At 55.1% G+C, this 17,779-nt stretch carries 17 protein-coding genes and 1 pseudogene; 14 read left to right on the top strand and 4 right to left on the bottom strand.

Annotated elements, in window-relative coordinates; genetic code table 11:
* From dnaA to recF, 3 genes are all read left to right on the top strand, one after another.
* The gene (gene dnaA / locus ACR0NB_RS15015) at nucleotides 1–1,392 is read left to right on the top strand and encodes a chromosomal replication initiator protein DnaA (protein WP_170342394.1); all 1,392 of its coding nucleotides are present in this window, start codon (nucleotides 1–3) and stop codon (nucleotides 1,390–1,392) included.
* A gap of 221 nt (nucleotides 1,393–1,613) precedes the next feature.
* On the top strand, nucleotides 1,614–2,735 hold the full coding sequence (gene dnaN / locus ACR0NB_RS15010; RefSeq protein WP_170342392.1) for a DNA polymerase III subunit beta: 1,122 nt from the start codon (nucleotides 1,614–1,616) through the stop codon (nucleotides 2,733–2,735).
* A 59-nt stretch (nucleotides 2,736–2,794) separates the two neighbouring features.
* On the top strand, nucleotides 2,795–3,895 hold the full coding sequence (recF, locus tag ACR0NB_RS15005; protein WP_480776101.1) for a DNA replication/repair protein RecF: 1,101 nt from the start codon (nucleotides 2,795–2,797) through the stop codon (nucleotides 3,893–3,895).
* A 5-nt stretch (nucleotides 3,896–3,900) separates the two neighbouring features.
* On the opposite strand, the gene ACR0NB_RS15000 is transcribed toward recF, so the two are convergent.
* The gene (locus ACR0NB_RS15000) at nucleotides 3,901–4,467 is read right to left on the bottom strand and encodes a carboxymuconolactone decarboxylase family protein (RefSeq protein WP_480776100.1); all 567 of its coding nucleotides are present in this window, start codon (nucleotides 4,465–4,467) and stop codon (nucleotides 3,901–3,903) included.
* A 97-nt stretch (nucleotides 4,468–4,564) separates the two neighbouring features.
* Between ACR0NB_RS15000 and ACR0NB_RS14995 the strand changes: the two genes are divergently transcribed.
* Complete coding sequence (locus ACR0NB_RS14995; protein WP_480776099.1) at nucleotides 4,565–5,137, top strand: TetR/AcrR family transcriptional regulator; 573 nt, start codon at nucleotides 4,565–4,567, stop codon at nucleotides 5,135–5,137.
* Nucleotides 5,138–5,262: 125 nt separating this feature from the next.
* Entirely contained in the window at nucleotides 5,263–7,680 is a 2,418-nt protein-coding gene (gene gyrB / locus ACR0NB_RS14990) for a DNA topoisomerase (ATP-hydrolyzing) subunit B (protein ID WP_170369894.1), read from the top strand.
* A gap of 443 nt (nucleotides 7,681–8,123) precedes the next feature.
* Here the strand turns inward: gyrB and ACR0NB_RS14985 are convergent, their stop codons facing one another.
* On the bottom strand, nucleotides 8,124–8,675 hold the full coding sequence (locus tag ACR0NB_RS14985) for a hypothetical protein (protein WP_480776098.1): 552 nt from the start codon (nucleotides 8,673–8,675) through the stop codon (nucleotides 8,124–8,126).
* A gap of 134 nt (nucleotides 8,676–8,809) precedes the next feature.
* On the opposite strand from ACR0NB_RS14985, the gene ACR0NB_RS14980 reads away from it, so the two are divergent.
* From ACR0NB_RS14980 to ACR0NB_RS14960, 5 genes are all read left to right on the top strand, one after another.
* Nucleotides 8,810–9,097: a transposase gene (locus tag ACR0NB_RS14980; RefSeq protein WP_170612381.1), complete on the top strand. Its 288-nt coding sequence runs from the start codon at nucleotides 8,810–8,812 to the stop codon at nucleotides 9,095–9,097.
* A 23-nt stretch (nucleotides 9,098–9,120) separates the two neighbouring features.
* On the top strand, nucleotides 9,121–9,951 hold the full coding sequence (locus tag ACR0NB_RS14975; RefSeq protein WP_170612379.1) for an IS3 family transposase: 831 nt from the start codon (nucleotides 9,121–9,123) through the stop codon (nucleotides 9,949–9,951).
* A 34-nt stretch (nucleotides 9,952–9,985) separates the two neighbouring features.
* Nucleotides 9,986–10,660 carry a hypothetical protein gene (locus tag ACR0NB_RS14970; RefSeq protein WP_480776097.1) on the top strand — a complete coding sequence of 225 codons (675 nt, stop codon included), beginning with the start codon at nucleotides 9,986–9,988 and terminating at the stop codon, nucleotides 10,658–10,660.
* Between the two features lie 133 nt (nucleotides 10,661–10,793).
* Nucleotides 10,794–11,750 (top strand): DNA cytosine methyltransferase, encoded by a 957-nt coding sequence (locus tag ACR0NB_RS14965; RefSeq protein WP_480598377.1) that lies wholly within the window; start codon nucleotides 10,794–10,796, stop codon nucleotides 11,748–11,750.
* A 72-nt stretch (nucleotides 11,751–11,822) separates the two neighbouring features.
* Complete coding sequence (locus tag ACR0NB_RS14960; RefSeq protein ID WP_480776096.1) at nucleotides 11,823–12,707, top strand: NaeI family type II restriction endonuclease; 885 nt, start codon at nucleotides 11,823–11,825, stop codon at nucleotides 12,705–12,707.
* Nucleotides 12,708–12,725: 18 nt separating this feature from the next.
* Here the strand turns inward: ACR0NB_RS14960 and ACR0NB_RS14955 are convergent, their stop codons facing one another.
* On the bottom strand, nucleotides 12,726–13,553 hold the full coding sequence (locus tag ACR0NB_RS14955; RefSeq protein ID WP_480776095.1) for a hypothetical protein: 828 nt from the start codon (nucleotides 13,551–13,553) through the stop codon (nucleotides 12,726–12,728).
* Nucleotides 13,554–13,628: 75 nt separating this feature from the next.
* On the opposite strand from ACR0NB_RS14955, the gene ACR0NB_RS14950 reads away from it, so the two are divergent.
* The 4 genes and pseudogenes from ACR0NB_RS14950 to ACR0NB_RS14935 form a co-directional block, all read left to right on the top strand.
* The gene (locus ACR0NB_RS14950; RefSeq protein ID WP_480776094.1) at nucleotides 13,629–14,336 is read left to right on the top strand and encodes a hypothetical protein; all 708 of its coding nucleotides are present in this window, start codon (nucleotides 13,629–13,631) and stop codon (nucleotides 14,334–14,336) included.
* Nucleotides 14,333–16,291 (top strand): Mu transposase C-terminal domain-containing protein, encoded by a 1,959-nt coding sequence (locus ACR0NB_RS14945; protein ID WP_480776093.1) that lies wholly within the window; start codon nucleotides 14,333–14,335, stop codon nucleotides 16,289–16,291. The genes ACR0NB_RS14950 and ACR0NB_RS14945 overlap by 4 nt, the downstream gene beginning before the upstream one ends.
* Nucleotides 16,288–17,277 carry a TniB family NTP-binding protein gene (locus ACR0NB_RS14940; RefSeq protein WP_480776092.1) on the top strand — a complete coding sequence of 330 codons (990 nt, stop codon included), beginning with the start codon at nucleotides 16,288–16,290 and terminating at the stop codon, nucleotides 17,275–17,277. The genes ACR0NB_RS14945 and ACR0NB_RS14940 overlap by 4 nt, the downstream gene beginning before the upstream one ends.
* A pseudogene (locus tag ACR0NB_RS14935) lies at nucleotides 17,274–17,579 on the top strand (TniQ family protein); the annotation flags it as partial. The gene ACR0NB_RS14940 and the pseudogene ACR0NB_RS14935, both read left to right, overlap by 4 nt.
* On the opposite strand, the gene ACR0NB_RS14930 reads toward ACR0NB_RS14935, so the two are convergent.
* Nucleotides 17,506–17,769 (bottom strand): hypothetical protein, encoded by a 264-nt coding sequence (locus ACR0NB_RS14930; RefSeq protein WP_480776171.1) that lies wholly within the window; start codon nucleotides 17,767–17,769, stop codon nucleotides 17,506–17,508. The pseudogene ACR0NB_RS14935 and the gene ACR0NB_RS14930 sit on opposite strands and share 74 nt — an antisense overlap.
* Nucleotides 17,770–17,779 lie beyond the last annotated feature (10 nt).

Below are 17,779 nucleotides of genomic sequence, written 5' to 3'. Positions count from 1 at the left end.
ATGACACAAGAAAAATGGGGACAACTGCGTAACAAATTGCTGAAGGCCGTGGGCCGGAACAATTTTACGACCTGGATTGAACCACTGGAATTTCAGGAATTGAAGGGAGGCGTGGCCGTTTTTTCGGTTCCGACCAACTTCATGGGGAACTACGTCAGTCAAAATTTTGCAGACCTCATTCTGTACGAGCTGAACACGGCCGGAGAGTCGGTTCAGCGCCTGGCCTTCCGGGTGGCCGCCAACTCACCGGCGCGTCCCGCCGCCGCGGTCCAGCCGGTCGAAGACCAGCCCGAGCCGGTCAATATCGAGCTGGCACCGGAAAGCAACGGAACCAATGAGGCGCTCGAGTCGCTGCAGGCCGCACCGTTGGACGCGCGCTTTACCTTCGACACCTTCGTCGTCGGCAAGCCGAACGAACTGGCCCATGCCGCCGCGCGCCGTGTTTCCGAAGGCGGCCCCGTCACATTCAATCCGCTGGTTCTGTACGGTGGTGTTGGCCTCGGTAAAACGCACCTGATGCATGCCATCGCCTGGGAGCTGAAGACCAAACGCCCCGAGCTCAATGTGCTGTACCTGTCTGCCGAACAGTTCATGTACCGCTTCGTGCAGGCCCTGCGCGAACGCCGGATGATGGATTTCAAACACCTGTTCCGCTCGGTCGACGTGCTGATGGTCGATGACGTGCAGTTCATCGCCGGCAAGGATTCGACGCAGGAGGAGTTCTTTCACACCTTCAACGCGCTGGTGGATCAAAACAAGCAGATCATCATCTCGGCCGACCGCGCGCCGGGTGAAATCAAGGATCTGGAGGAACGGGTCAAGTCGCGTCTGCAATGCGGACTGGTGGTTGACCTGCACCCGACCGATTACGAGTTGCGCCTGGGCATTCTGCAGAACAAGGTGCAGCAATACGCCAAGACCTATCCCGACCTGAAGATCGCCGATGGCGTGCTGGAATTCCTGGCCCATCGCATCTCGACCAACGTGCGCGTTCTGGAAGGGGCGCTGACCCGGCTGTTCGCATTTGCCTCGCTGGTCGGCCGCGAGATCGACATGGAGCTGACGCAGGACTGTCTGGCCGACGTGCTGCGCGCCTCGGAACGCAAGATCACCGTCGAAGAGATCCAGCGCAAGGTTTCCGACTACTACAACATCCGCCTGTCCGACATCATCGGGCCGAAACGCCTGCGGTCCTATGCCCGCCCGCGTCAAGTGGCGATGTATCTGTGCAAGCAGCTGACCAGCCGGTCGCTACCCGAGATCGGCCGCCGCTTTGGCGGGCGTGACCACACCACCGTCATGCACGGCGTCAAACGCATCGAAGAGCTGAAGCTGACCGACGGTCAGATCGCCGAAGATGTGGAAATGCTGCGCCGGGCGCTCGAAGCCTGAGCCCCTGCAATTCGAAAAGCCGCCCTGGCCTTGCGCGGGGGCGGTTTTTCTGTGCGCATTTTTCCACGATTTCCACGGAACTGGGGCACAGGGCCGCTCGGGACCTTGACGGTTTGCGCGTTCCGACCCAGAAATCGGTAAAAAATCCTTGTGCCTCAGGGCTGAACCGCTAACTTGCCAGTCCCGCCCATGTAAGCACTCAAATCAGAGGAATTGAGGGTATGAAGATCAGCATCGAACGCGGCACGCTGCTCAAGGCCGTTTCGCAGGCCCAGTCCGTTGTGGAACGCCGCAACACGATTCCAATCCTGGCCAACGTGCTGATCGAGGCAGAGGGCGATCAGGTTCTGTTCCGCGCGACCGATCTGGATATCGAGGTGGTCGACAAGGCCCCCGCGCAGGTCGAAAAGGCGGGCGCAACCACGGTTGCGGCAACGACTCTGCACGAGATCGTGCGCAAGCTGCCCGATGGCGCGCTGGTCACGCTGACCGCCGACAGCGCGGCTGGCCGGCTGACGGTCGAGGCGGGGCGGTCGAACTTCTCGCTGGCGACCCTGCCGAAAGAGGATTTCCCGGTGATGGCGTCCTCGGAATACCAGTCGAACTTCACCGCTTCGGCGGCTCTGCTGCGGCGGCTGTTCGACAAGTCGAAATTCGCCATCTCGACGGAAGAGACCCGGTACTACCTGAACGGCGTCTACATGCATGTGACGGATGGCCCCGAGGGCGGCAAGGTGTTGCGCTGCGTGGCCACGGACGGGCATCGCCTGGCGCGGATCGACGCGGATTGCCCCGACGGGGCCGCCGATATGCCTGGCGTGATCGTTCCGCGCAAAACGGTGGGCGAGTTGCGCAAGCTGCTGGAAGATGACGACATGGACATCGCGGTATCGGTCAGCGAAACCAAGGTGCGCTTTGCCACACCCGACATCACGCTGACCTCGAAGGTGATCGATGGGACTTTCCCCGACTACACCCGCGTGATTCCGCAGAACAACACCCGCAAGATGGAAGTGGACGCGGCCGAGTTCGCCCAGGCTGTCGACCGGGTGGCCACCGTGTCGTCCGAGCGGTCCCGTGCGGTAAAGCTGCAGCTGGACGGCGACAAGCTGGTCCTGTCGGTGAATGCGCCCGACAGCGGCGCGGCCGAGGAAGAGCTGGCCGTGGCCTATGGCGACGAACGGCTGGAAATCGGGTTCAACGCCAAGTACCTGCTGGAAATCGCAAGCCAGGTGGACCGCGAGAACGCGGTGTTCCTGTTCAACTCGGCGGGCGACCCGACCCTGATGCGCGAAGGCAATGACCAGAGCGCGGTCTATGTCGTGATGCCGATGCGCGTCTGATCGCGCGGGCGCGGGATGCGTCCGGCGCGCGTCTTTGTGCAAGGATGAAGGGAGGGGTCATGGCTTTGGCCCTGACCGAATTGACGGTCTCGCATTTTCGGTCGCACAAGCTGGCGCGAATGGCGCTGGACGGGCGGCCGGTGGCCTTGTACGGGCCGAATGGGGCCGGCAAGACCAATATTCTCGAGGCGGTATCCCTGTTTTCACCCGGCCGCGGCATGCGCCGGGCCAGTGCCGCCGAGATGACGCGCCGGCCCGAGGCGCTGGGCTGGAAGCTGAGCGGTCTTCTGGACGTTCAGGGCCGCCGGTCCGAGATCGAAACCTGGTCCGAGGGGGGCGCAGCGCGGCAGGTCCGGATCGACGGAAAGGCAGCCAGCCAGATCGATCTGGGCAAGCTGGCGCGGGTTGTCTGGCTGATGCCCGCGATGGACCGGCTTTGGATCGAGGGCGCCGAAGGCCGGCGGCGGTTTCTGGACCGGGTGACGCTGAGTTTCGACCCAAGCCATGCCGAGGCCGCCTTGACCTATGAAAAGGCCATGCGCGAACGGAACCGCCTGTTGAAAGAGCAGGTGCGCGATGCGCATTGGTACGCCGCGCTCGAAGCCCAGATGGCGGAGACCGGGCATCGCATTCATACTACGCGGCTGGGTGCTCTGGCGCAGTTGCGCACGGCGCAGGAACAGGCCGAGACCGCCTTTCCCTCGGCGGAACTGGAACTTGTTCAGTCCGAAGGAGAAATGCCCGAAAGCGCGCAGGATCTGTTGGAGGCGCTGGCCGAAAGCCGGTTCCGCGACCTGTCGGCGGGGCGCACATTGGTTGGGCCGCACCGTTCGGATCTGTATGGGGTCTATGCGGCCAAAGGCGTTGCGGCCTGTGAGTGTTCGACCGGAGAGCAGAAGGCGCTGCTGGTGTCCCTGATCCTGTCCAACGCACGGGCGCTGGCCGCGCAGGTCGGAGCGCCGCCGATCCTGTTGCTGGACGAGGTGGCGGCCCATCTGGACGCGGACCGCCGGGCGGCGCTGTATGATGAAATCTGCGCGCTAGGGGCGCAGGCCTGGATGACCGGAACAGGCCCCGAGCTGTTCGCCGAACTGGGCGACCGGGCGCAGTCATTCGTGGTCAATGACGCGGGTGACGGCTCGACCGTCACCCCCGCCTGAGCGGATCAGGCCGGCTCGCTGGCTTTACGTTCCCACAGGAAGGGACGCATCACCTCGTCAACCGGCGTCTGGGCCATGTGATTGACGTAGTTCGACATGGTTTTCTGCGCCAGGCCCAGGATCACGTCCAGAACGGCGCGGTGCGAATAACCCGCATCGAAGAACGCCTGCAACTGCGCGTCGGTGACATTGCCACGCTGGTTCATCACCTGCAGCGTGAACGTCCTCAGCGCCTCGAGCTTGGGCGTGGGCAACGGGGTTTCATTGCGCAGCGCTTCGGTGATCTCGTCGGACACCTTCATCATCTTGGCGATGCCGGTATGCGCCGGAACGCAATAGTGGCATTCATTTTCGACGTTGATGGTCTGCCAGACGACGGTTTTCTCGTCATTGTCGAAATCGGTCTGCAGGAACAGGTGGTGCAGAACCTGGTAGGCCTCCAGGTGCTGAGGGCTTTCGGCCATGACCTTGTGCAGGCCCGGCAGGCGGCCGAACGCGGCCTGCGATTTCTCGAGCAGGGGTTTCGAGCCTTCAGGGGCGGTGTTCAGGTCATGCGAGGGAAAATCGGCCATTTTGGGTCTCCTTTTCTGGCGGCTGAGTCCGAAATAGGCTTTATTGAGTGATCACTCAAGTATATATTTGAGCAATCGTTCAAGAATTGGTGATCACATGCCCCGCAAACCTGCCTATGACCGTGACGTGCTGATCGCCCAGGCCCGAGACCTGTTCTGGCGTCAGGGTTGGGCGGGCACGTCCCTGAAGGATCTCGAGAATGCGCTGAAGTTGAAGCCAGGCAGCTTTTACGCCGCCTTCGGGTCAAAGGACGCCTTGTATGCACTGACGCTGGAGCGCTATGCGGATGAAGGTGTAGCCCGGCTTGAAGCCCTGGCCCGGGAACTGGGGCCGCTGGGTGCGCTGAAGGCCCAGCCGCGTTTGGTCGTCGAGGCCGCGAACGCGCCCGCAAAGGCCTGCATGCTGGCCAAAACCTATGCCGAGTTGAGCGCAAAGGACCATGACTTGGCGCAACTGGCTGCGACCCATCTGTCGCGAATGAAAACCTGTTTCGCCGATCTGTTCCGACAGGCGCAGGCGCAGGGGCAGATCGGTGCCGACCATGATCCCGAACGGCTGGCGGCGCGCTACCAGTCCGACTTGTTGGGCCTGCGCCTGTCGGCCGAGCGCGGCGATGTCGATGCCCGCCAAATCGCTGCTGATATTGCCGCCGATCTGGATAGATTGTGACCGTCTGAGGTCGGCCGAGCAGCTCGGCCTGCGCCCGAAAGAACCGGCACAAAATCTGGGGGGATGACGTGACATTCCCCACCAGAGAACGTATAACTTACCAAAATAATATAGGTACTGACGGCATGTCCGAAGACGCACAGGCAAATCAGGAATACGGCGCAGATTCCATAAAGGTTCTCAAGGGGTTGGAGGCTGTCCGCAAACGCCCCGGAATGTATATCGGCGACACCGACGACGGGTCCGGTCTGCACCACATGGTGTACGAGGTCGTGGACAACGGCATTGACGAGGCTCTGGCCGGTCACGCCGACCATGTGACCGTCAAGATTCACGCCGATTCCAGCGTCTCGGTCAGCGACAATGGTCGCGGGATTCCAGTGGACATCCACCCCGAAGAAGGCGTCTCGGCGGCCGAGGTCATCATGACCCAGCTGCACGCCGGCGGGAAATTCGACTCGAACTCGTACAAGGTGTCGGGCGGTCTGCACGGCGTGGGCGTTTCGGTGGTGAACGCCCTGTCCGATTGGCTGGAGCTGCGCATCTGGCGCAACGGCAAAGAGCATTTCGCTCGGTTTGAAGGCGGCGAAACCTCGGAGCATCTGAAAGTGGTCGGCGAATGCGGCGACCGGACCGGGACCGAGGTGCGGTTCCTGGCTTCGACCAATACGTTCTCGAACCTTGAGTATTCGTTCGAGACGCTGGAGAAGCGGTTGCGCGAACTGGCCTTCCTGAACTCGGGCGTTCGGATCATCCTGATTGACGAGCGGCCGGCCGAGCGGCTTGAGACCGAACTGTTCTACGAGGGCGGCGTCAAGGAATTCGTGAAATACCTCGACCGGTCGAAAACTCCGGCCATGCCCGAGCCCATCTACATCAAGGGCGAGCGCGACGATATCGGGGTCGAGATCGCGATGTGGTGGAACGACAGCTATCACGAAACCGTCCTGCCATTTACCAACAACATCCCCCAGCGGGATGGCGGCACGCATGTCGCTGGCTTCCGTGGGGCGCTGACCCGAACGATCAACAACTACGCACAGTCCAGCGGGATCGCGAAAAAGGAAAAGGTCAGCTTCACCGGCGATGATGCGCGCGAAGGCCTGACCTGCGTGCTGTCCGTCAAAGTACCTGACCCGAAGTTTTCCAGCCAGACCAAGGACAAGCTTGTCAGCTCGGAAGTGCGACCGGCTGTCGAAGGGTTGATGAACGAGAAGCTGGCCGAGTGGTTCGAGGAGAACCCCAACGAGGCCAAGACCATCGTCGGCAAGATCATCGAGGCCGCCTTGGCGCGGGAAGCGGCGAGGAAAGCCCGCGAACTGACCCGACGCAAGACGGCGATGGACGTCAACTATCTGGCCGGCAAGCTCAAGGATTGCTCTGAGAAGGACCCGGCCAAAAGCGAAGTTTTCCTGGTCGAGGGGGACTCGGCCGGCGGATCAGCGCAGACCGGTCGCGATCGTCTGACGCAGGCGGTTCTGCCCCTGCGCGGCAAGATTCTGAACGTCGAGCGTGCGCGGTTCGACCGAATGCTGTCCAGCCAGGAAATCGGCAACCTTGTGATGGCGCTTGGCACCGGTATTGGCCGGGACGAGTTCGACATCTCGAAGCTGCGCTACCACAAGATCGTCATCATGACCGATGCCGACGTGGACGGTGCACATATCCGGACCCTGCTGCTGACGTTCTTCTACCGTCAGATGCCCGAGTTGATCGAGGGTGGATATCTCTACATCGCGCAGCCGCCGCTGTACAAGGTTTCACGTGGAAAGTCAGAGGTTTACCTGAAGGATCAGGCGGCGCTTGACGACTATCTGATCAACCAGGGTGTCGAGGGCGCCGTGCTCAAGTTGGGCTCGGGTGAAGAGATCGTGGGTCAGGATCTGACCCGTGTGGTGGACGAGGCGCGCCAGCTCAAGCGCGTGTTGGATGCCTTCCCGACGCATTACCCGCGGCACATCCTTGAACAGGCCGCCGTTGCCGGGGCGTTTGTGCCCGGGGCGGTGGATGCCGACCTGCAGGGCGTGGCCGACAAGGTCGCGGCGCGGCTGGACCTGATAGCGCTGGAATACGAGCGGGGCTGGCAAGGCCGGATTACTCAGGATCACGGTATCCGACTGGCGCGCATCCTGCGCGGCGTCGAGGAAGTCCGCACGCTGGACGGTCCGATGCTGCGTTCCGGCGAGGCACGTAAGACAGGCAGCTTTACCCAGAGCCTGCAGGACGTCTACAACCTGCCGGCCACGTTGGTCCGCCGCGACCGGTCGCAGGCCATCCACGGCCCGCTGGATCTGCTGCGCGCCATATTGGAAGAGGGCGAAAAAGGCCTGTCGCTCCAGCGCTACAAGGGCCTGGGTGAGATGAACCCCGATCAGCTGTGGGAAACTACGCTGGATCCGGATGCGCGGACATTGCTGCAGGTACGTGTCGATGACATGGTCGAGGCCGATGACTTGTTCACCAAGCTTATGGGCGACGTGGTCGAGCCGCGCCGTGAATTCATCCAGAAAAACGCGCTGAGCGTGGAAAACCTGGATTTCTAGTCGCTTGTAGGTTTGCGCATAACACTTCGCACACACCATAAGTTTGCGTAGTTTGCCCATAGTTTTGCGCTACTAAAAAAATGTGTAGGCGATCAGCAGTTGAGAGAAAGGCTTGGTCAAGTATCCAGAAAGCTATCGAACCTGTTTGTGCAACAGGACTGCTGACTTGCCTTAACTAAGGCAACGTTCAGCCCATTGCATGTTCCTAATATTCTCCGATCTCAGCCGCGTTATTTTGAAACCAAATGGGTCTTCATGGATCTTGGAATCATGCACTGTTATATTGCAGAATTCTCACTAGCTTCTGGATTGCGAAACAGCATGCCCTTGTACGATCTCGACGTAAAATTCTATCCGTCTTTGAAGTGGCTTGAACCCACCGTTTTGAAACTGGTCATTGTCAAGTAACGCTGTAATAGCTCCGGTTTTGACAAAATTGTACGCTACTCGGATTCCGAAGCAGCTTCTTCAACAGACGAATCAGGCTGCTCCTGAGGTGCAGACTTCAGCGTAGCGCCGAGCCAAACGCCTGCTAGTCCGATTACGGCCGAGAAAATTGTCGCCACCAAAGGTAACCACCAACGACTATCCTGCCTGTCTTGCAGTGCCTTTGAATGAAGGCTGTTGGCAACGTCGATCAACATTTGCAACTCTCCTTCTCCAAGGGGTTCTCTGGTAATTCGCGATTGTCCTTCTGCGTCGCGGCCATCGCGTTCTGCCTTAGTCACTATCTCTAGGGTGTCTACGTCAAACAGTTTAGGTTTCTGTCGACGCAACACCAAGGAAACCTTTGCATCATCCGAACTGAACCGGAAAAACTCTGGATGTTGGCGGAAAACCTTTTCCCAATGCTTGGCCATGTTTTTGTCGCCACTTATGCGCGAAGACCACTTCTCTGATGTAAGCTTATAAAATCTGTAAGTTCCGAGGGTTTGGATTGCCGACAGCACATCACCCAGTCTATCATCGTGCGCAAGATATGGAGATTTCCTCATTTCCAACCCCTAATTATTGGTGACAAATTGACTTCCAAGAGCAATTATTGTTGTTTTTTTTGTAATACTCCCACCGAAGTGTCTTAGCCCCGTAAAACTGTGCCACTATTTTGGTGTCACGGAAGGGATGATGGATGGCTCGGAAGCGGTATTCGGATGAAGATGCGTTGAAGCTTTTGCGCGAGATCGACGTGCATTTGCATGATGGTTTGGATGTTGTGAGCGCTTGTCGGAAGGCGGGGATTTCAGACAAGACGTATTACTACTGGCGCAAGAAGTTTGGCGGCATGGGGCGGTCGCAGTTGTCAGAGATGCGAGCGCTTCAGAAAGAGAATGAGCGGCTTAAGAAGATCGTGGCTGATCTTCAGCTCGACAAGCTGATCCTGAAGGAGAGCCTGGATCATTTAAAGCCCAAGGCCTGACGGTTGATGGGTTGCGTCAGGCCGTGATCCACACCCGCCAAAAGCTGGATACATCGGAACGTCGAACCTGCGCTGTGTTGGGTGTGGCGCGGTCCAGTCATCGCTATCGGTCCAAGGCTACTAGTGATGATGCGCTGCGCCTGGCGATGATCCGGCTGGCCAAGCAATACGGACGATATGGTTATCGGAAAGTGACAGCGCTTTTGCGGATAGAGGGCTGGCAGGTCAATCACAAGAAGATCGAACGATTATGGGGCGAAGAAGGCTTGCAGCTGCCACATCGGCATAAGAAACGAAGGCGGCTCTATCACAAGGGCAGCTCTGTCATCCGGCTCAGGCCCACGCATCCCAACCATGTCTGGGCGATTGATTTTGTCCATGACAAGCTGAGCAGTGGGCGGAGCTACAAGATGCTGACTGTGCTTGATGAGTACACCCGTGAGGCGCTCTGCGTGGCAGTGCGACCCAGAATGAATGCAGCTGACGTTCTGGACGTTCTGCACCGGCTGCTGATGAAACACGGTAAGCCCGAGTTTATTCGTTCAGACAACGGCCCGGAGTTCATCGCTGCACCGCTTCAGGAGTGGCTCCGACGGGTCGGTATCCAACCGATCCAGATCTACCCAGGGTCACCGTGGGAAAATGGCTACAACGAACGCTTCAACGGAACACTCCGTCGCGAAGTCCTCAACGCCGAATGGTTCCACACAACCAAACAAGCTCAGGTCGCCATCAATGTCTGGCTCAGACAATACAACCAGATCCGGCCACATCATGCTCTGAACATGCGCCCACCTGTGCCTGAAACCTTATTAGAGAAACCTCAATTTAGTGGTGCCGAACGAGGGGGCTAGACAGTCTGGGAAGACGCTAGTTGACGCGTCAGGATTGACAAAACCTGCTATTTTCAAGCTGGTTAAGAGTAAATTCTCGCAGAGCAGTGAGGTTTGGGCAGCTATAACAGAACCAGAGGAGTATCAGCCTACCGAGGCTGATCTAAGTGCCGCGATTGGAGATGGTGTAGAGTTTTGGGGCGATGCCGGTGTAGATACGCTTTCGGACATTCTCAGCGGTGATAAATTACCTTATAGAGTCGTGATCGTTGAAGAGCTTCGTTCCGACCCATCACGAAACCGTAAGCTCTGTGCATTCTCTTCAGCAAAACACGGGCGACTACTACATCTGGTTGAAGAATTTGCTTACGATGAAATTGATGTATTTGTTCCTTCAGGAAAGAGCTACCGCCACAAAGTAGCTCAAAAAACTGCCAGCATTGCTACTAGAAGCGGGGAATTGGGGTCAGCTATTGAGTTTTCAACGAGTGAGCCGGGTGGACTTGTCAGCGCTCTATTTGAGAACCACTTGGAAGCCTACCAAACACTTAGATCAAATTTCGAAATCGCACTGACTGGCGGTAAACTTGAAACAATAATATGCGGCTTGGCCGCTGCGGTTCTTCCAGTAAATAGGGTGGTCTACGTGCGGCCGGCTGAGTTTGATTCAAAGAATTTTTCAGTTGGTGTTGGCGACACAAAGGTCTTTAAGTTCTCGTTAGCGGAATGAGGCACAGACGCTATCTTCCTTCGCGAAGTAGCTCACACTGTGTAGAACGTATTGTGAACATTTTGCGCTTGGGCTAAACAAGGTTGCACCAGATTCCGCAACCTGTTGTATTGCACTGAGGAGGATCATCTACATGCTGACATCTCTGGAACTTTGTGCAGGAGCTGGCGGTCAGGCTCTTGGTCTTGAAAGAGCCAGATTTCGTCATCAAGCGCTGGTGGAGATTGACAAGCACTGCTGCAATACCCTGCGTCATAATCGTCCTAAATGGAATGTACTCGAGGAAGACATGCGTGTCTTCAAGGATGCAGCAAACCAGTTTCAAGGAATTGATCTGCTGGCTGGAGGGCTACCATGTCCGCCATTTTCCAAAGCTGGAAAACAGCTTGGGCGGGCCGACGAGCGCAATCTTTTTGATGAAGCCATTGACATCATCAGTGTTATGCGTCCGCGTGCCATCATGATTGAGAATGTACGCGGTTTCCTTGATGCGGTGTTTGAAGACTACCGGCTACATCTCAAGAAGCAGCTACGAAAGTTAGGCTATCACTCTGAACCTAAATTATTGAATGCATCAGATTTCGGCGTCCCACAGCTACGTCCGCGCGTTATCATTATGGCAGTTGAACAAAGCAGAGTAGAGCATTTTTCCTGGCCGGAACCATCAAAGCGGAGGCCTAAAACCGTCGGTCAAACTCTCAAGCAAATGATGTCTGAGAATGGCTGGAGAGGTGTCGATGCTTGGGCGAAGCAGGCAAATGAAATTGCGCCAACTATTGTTGGTGGTAGTAAAAAGCACGGAGGGCCCGATCTTGGGCCAACTCGTGCGCGTAAGGCTTGGGCTTCACTTGGGGTCGAGGGGAGGACAATCGCTCCAGAGGCACCAGGACCAGACCACGTGGGTATGCCTCGCCTGACGGTCCAAATGGTAGCCAGGCTTCAAGGATTTCCCGACAACTGGCATTTCACTGGTGCAAAGACAAACGCATATCGCCAAGTTGGTAATGCATTCCCTCCTCCTGTTGCAGAAGCAGTTGGAAAACAGCTTTTTTCCGCGCTAACCGCGCGCGCCCTCCACGCAGTTGCTTAGCGCCGAGAAGCTACGTAATTTTTCAGTCGTTTCGACTCCACATCTGACCTGGTTGCCGACAAAAAAAATTTCATGAAGATGTTACCTTCAGTTGTAGATCAGGCGCATCCAGACTTCGAAGAGCTGGATCGAATACGATTGGGAATTCTCGATATCGCTGGTGGTGAAACGGCCATAAGAATGGCGTTTCCGCAGGCAGTCCGTGATGCCATCGATTTTGTACTTGACCCAATCCGAACAGGACGAACCGAAATCGGCGAACTCGACAACGTGGAAAAGACCTTTGTGGGTCTCAAGATTGAGCACTACGTTCGCGACTTTCTTGGCGCTCCGAAGGGGATCCGCGATCTTGTGATCGGAAGTAGAGACGTCGACATCAAAAATACGCTGGACAACGCTTGGATGATTCCGCCCGAAACTTACCGCGACGAAGGGCCTTGTCTGGTAATTAACTCTAAAGAGGAAGAAAGCCAATGCTGGATGGGGGTAATGCTCGCCCGTAAGGAATACCTCAACGCTCCGAACCGCGACGGAAAACGGGGTGTGAAGTCAGGAGCAGTTGTTAATGTACTTTGGTTGGTCGAGGGTGCGAGTTATCCGACCTCCGTTTGGCGAGCGTTTGATATGAAAGCTTTCCGAGAGCTCCGAAAAGTTATGCCTGGTACTGCGCGCGCAGCGGAGTTTTTCCGTCGAAACCTTGACAAGCCTGTGCCGCGCGAAGTGGTTGAAGCGCTTCTTTTTGATCAAGATGATCCAATGAAGCGTCTGCGTAAGAATCAAGGCGCACGTGGTGTACTGGGGCCAGAAGGAATAGCTTTACTTTCAGATACCTTTGGTAACGCGCTGCTAGATGAACTGGGGCGCGGTCGACTTCCTCCGCGAACATTCATGGCGATCATGCCTAAAGATGCAATTGAAAGAGAAAAGTTGCTAAAAATCGGCGCAATTGATCCTTAGTTTTATGACTTTAGACTTCTACTCCTGAACCACCAAGTCTTCAAAATGCTTGGCTCCAGCTTCCGGTAGTGTCGCAAAACGAATTCCATCAAGACCAATTTCATCTCGAAGCTTTGCCAGATGTTTTAGGTCATAACCAGAGTCTTGAGGTACGATTAAGAGCGCCTCTGGTACAAGTCTCCTAAGGAGCCAAAGATAGCCAAGTGTGTTTATTGCGAACTGTCTTTCTACTCTCGTCCTGTGCGCGTTTATTTCGACCGCTACTTTGGGCTTCCCATCAACTTCGATGACGTAGTCAGGATACAATGAACCTAGGCTCCTTCCGTCTTTGAGCACCGCGTTATCGGATCCGAACATCTTGGGGCCATATACCCTGAGAAAAGAGAAAACAGTTTGATCAAAAATTTGCGCGCGTTGAGGAGAGGATAGTTTTGAAAGATTTGTATCCGAGTGCTTTTCTGCTCGCTCCTGTCGGAGTCGGTCGAACTCGGCCTTTAGCTCGACTTGTCGCATTTGTCCGCCGAAGACCTGGGGTGCTAGTCTTTCAGCAGTCGTCGGATCCAGTTCTTCTATTTTCATCAAAAACATGACCAGGGTCATACCCAACCAAGCGGGTCTATCTTTTTCTACGTCGGGAAATCTCTTTTTTAACCACTTGTATGCTTCGAGCGGGTTTCTCAGGGTATGAGCACGCTTCCCTCTTAGTTCCGCCACCAAATTCAGAACTTCCGAAGATGTGCGAAGGTCATATTTTATTGGGTTTTCGACCGCTTCTGCTAGGGCCTCACCAAAATCTATCCAATTATCTTTTTTTGCCACGTCTTCGAGGCCGTTGCTTTTTCGCATCGGTTAGTTCACCATTATTGTACATCGTCAACAATTATTTGCAAAAGACGACGCTGATATTGTAGGGAATACCCTATGAAAATCGACAGTAGAGCAGAAATCCCTGCGCGCCAAGCTTGGCGAAGAGGGCAAAAAAAGAAGTCGCATTTCTTGTCCACAAGAAAAGCAAAAGGCGTGATCCAGACTGAAAGTGGGTTGGAGGCAAGTTTTGCCTTTGGTTGTGACCTGCATCCGAAGGTTAAGGCTATCCGGCCGCAACCCTGCACTTTCGATCTGAAATCAGGTCGTGTTTATCCAACAAAAGCGGAGCTCATCACCAAGTTCAAGGGAACGGGATACAAACCAAAACCTTACACCCCTGATTTTGAAGTCATCTGTTTTGATGGCCGGAAGCTCTTCGTGGAAGTGCGACACTCTAGATTGTTGAAGCACAATGAGAGCACGTTGCTATTGCCAAACATCTTTAGAAGCCTCGGTTTAGAGCTTCTGATCCTCACCGATCAATTTCTTGCCAGAGATTTGGTGCACAATATCCGATCTCTGCATCCCTACATTCGGAGGGCTCCGACTGACGAGTTCCTTCGCAAACTGTCTTTAATTGAAGCACAAACGTTCCGGTTGGAATTTCTCCTGCAAGAACTGGGTTGTAGCCAGATCGATGTACTAAGTTCAATCGTATTGGGCCACATCTCAGTTGATCTTAGAGCAGGCATGCTCCGACCCAAATCTGTTGGACGGTTAGCCTACGGCCAAAAGTCTCATCTGGAGATCTTTCCACTGTGACGCAGCAAGGCCCCAACTATGTCGGATGGAATGTTCTCATCGGAACGGAAGCTTTCGTGGTCAAGGAGTTTGATCATCAACGAGACCACGTTTTGCTTCAGGATGAACAAGGGACATACAAAGAAATTACCAATGAAGAATTCAGGACGCTTTATTCTCTCGGTGTGGTAAGCAGCCCGCATCTTCATGGTACGACTTCCAAAAGACTGGGTACACCAGAGGAAAACAACGAAACGTGCTTTCGAGAACTGATCCTTGTCAGAGTAACTGAACTACAAAGGCAAGGATACTCGTGGTCTAAGATTAGAGACAAATTGGCAGATGAGTTCGCCGCGCATCCGCTTCATGTACATCGGAAGAAACCTTTTCCGACTGTAAGGACCATTCAGAATTGGCGCACGCAGTACCTACTTTCAGGAAAAGCAGGTCTACGATCCAAGACAAGTAATTCCGGCAATCGTACTCCGAGGTATAACGCGGAGTTCCGGGAGGTCGTTTTGGATCTTTTGGAAGACCATTTTCTTAACAACGACCTAAAAACTATCACTTGGATTGCCCGGCAAGCCAAGCGGCTGTACCGAAGGCAATGCGAATCCGAAGGCAAGGTGCCCGGTCCCTGCGGAAGAAAGTGTGTAGAAGCAATTGTTTACAGCCTGCCACATGCCGGACTTTTAAAACGGCGACTGGGGGACGAAGAGGCAAACAGGCGCTATCTAATGGCGCTGGAGTACCAAAGAGTATCCACCCCGCTCGAAAGGGTAGAATTGGATTGCACCACGCTCGATGTTTGGTGCGTCGATGATGATGGAACCCCAATTGGCCGCCCCCACATTTGCGTAGCAATCGACTGCGCAACCGGTGTTATTCTTGGGATGCAACTCAGCTGGAGCCGTCCCGACACTGCATTGGTTTCTCGAACCGTAAAGGAAATCTTGGAGCCCAAAACACCAGCATTTTTCATGATGCACGGTATCGAGAACGATTTTCAGACATTTGGGACGCCTCAGCTGTTGATTACAGACCAGGGCACCGAAAACAGCGGTGACGTCTTCCATACGATCATCGATTGTTCGAGCCTGGAATGGCGCAAGATGATCCCAGGTCGACCGGATAAAAAACCGTTCATCGAACGTTTCTTCTTGGAGCTGAGCCGGTTTGTCACTCAATTCCCTGGTGCTTCGCAAACGTCCCTCATCGGCCCGAGAGATCGGACGGACAAGGCACAAAAAGAGGCCCGCCTAACTCTGCAAGAGATTGAAACGCGACTGCAAAAATGGCGCTACGATGTGTACTTACGCATGCCCAGGCGACGCGTACAACACGTGCTCCGAAGACTGGAATCTCCGATGCAATCTTGGAAGAGGACTCTCCGAGAGTGCTTTGTACCAATGCCCCCAGATCCCCACCAACTCAGAGAAATGTTTATGGTTCAGGCCGCGACGAGAACTGCGCAACGGTACGGTATCTCCTACGGAGGAGTGACATACCATAGCGCTGAACTCGCCAACTACTTGAAAATGGTAGGTGTACCCACGACGGTCGATATCCGCGTTGACCCGAATGACATTCGAGAAATTGCGGTTTTGGATCGCCTGAATAATGAGCATTTCTTCGTACCCGCAAAGTATGAAGAGTGCCCGGCTCTATCCTTCGATGAGTTGGCGAGACTGCGAAAGCAAACCTTCACCCCGGAAGACGAAGAGCTTCAAGAAAAGGCGCTGATCGCTGCGATGGCTCTGCACCTTTACGAAGAAGAACCAAAGGCAAGGACAAAGACCGCAAAGTCTCGGGAGAAGGCCGCCAAAGAGGAGCGAAGACAGGAAATCTTCGCCCAATCCAAGAAAGTCATGGATAAGCACGGGCATTCAGAGCCCGCTTACAGGGCGGAAAAACCTGAGTTTGATCTGCCCAGCAAACTGCCAAGTTTTGTCTCTAAAGGAGGGTGTCCGCAATGACAGAGCGAGTGTTTGAAGTTCTGAACCGCACAATTGAACATCCGAGCTATGTGGTTGCCAAAGACAAATTGGTTGAAGCCGTCTCCATCTCTCGCAAGTTAAACGGCGCCGCAGTTTTCTTGTCCGGACCTACACGCTGCGGAAAGACGCAACTCTTGAATGACGTTCAAGTTGAACTCGGCAAGCGACCAGATCTCAGTAGCGACCTGCTTGAGTATTCTGGTTTGAGCGGAGCAAGTGATTTTGTCATCGGAAGTATTCCGACCAAACCAAACAGTAAGACACTGCTTACAGCGATGTTGGAAGCCGTTGGGGTCAAAGCCGGACCAACCCAAAGCGCGCACGATTTACAGGCCCGTCTGTGCTTCGCTGTGCGTGAAAAAGGTATTCGCACAATCGCGTTGGATGAATGTAGCCATTGCGCCGAACGAGGTGCTCATCTGTCAAAACGTGGCGCAACCGACCATTTCAAATGGCTAATCGATCAAACAGGGGTCACGTTGATCCTCGCCGGTTTGCCTAAGTTTCAGGGGCTCATTGATGAAAACGAGCAATTGAGGGACAGAACGCTGTCGACTATCGAGCTGTTTCCGTATGCTTGGTCGAATGGCGCCGATGCTACAAGCTTTGCCGCAGCGTTCTCTGAGGCTCTTTGCAACATGCAAGCCGCCGGTGGCCAGTTTGACTTTGATTTCGAAGAACTGGTGGTCAGATTGTACGGCGTAACTGGAGGTCGTGTCGGAATGCTTGTGCGCATCCTCCAAGTGGCCGCGCTCAAGATGAAGTCGAAGACGCTGACATCCAAGATTATCTCGGACAGCGCAATTCAGTTGACGCAAAAGAGCCTAAACGCTGGTTACTTTTTTGGGAAGGAAGCACCGCAGAAAATCGACCTTGTTCGATCCTACATCCATGTCATGCAGGACGCAGGCTTGGATGTAACACCAGAGTCACTCATTGACCTGGAGGCGCTAGAGGCCGCATGACATCGAGACGCTCTGACTTTCTGCGACCAGAAAATTCAGAAAGCCTGTTGGGCTATTTTAGGCGCTTAGGGCGTGCAAAAGCACACTACTTCACGTCGGATTTCTTTGCAGAACTTGGTAATAAATACGGGCGTCGACTGGTCGATGATATCGTAGCCATTGAACAGGAGTTGGGGGTCCCACCCGGGACACTTGAACGTCTCGCACCTAGCTCGCCACCGAAAGATCCTAGTCGAGACTGGCAATACGAACGTCTTCACTCTGACCCAGTTTGCCCCCAATGCCTCGCGGAAAAGAAACCATATCAAGCGCACTGGCGGCACTCCCTGGTAACTGCATGTCATGAACATCGATTGAGGCTGGTTGATGTTTGTCCAAATTGCTCGGAGAGATCGACACCACATGTGGGTGGCTATCGATTGTGCAGTTGTGGATTTCCCCTTGATAAACTGCCGCGCTATCAAGCTTCAGAACACGAATGCGATATTGCATCCGCAATCTC

The organism is Ruegeria sp. CG3, assembly GCF_056537205.1.
The sequence above is the reverse complement of the archived record's forward strand: the minus strand, read 5'-3'. Positions and strand labels throughout refer to the sequence as shown.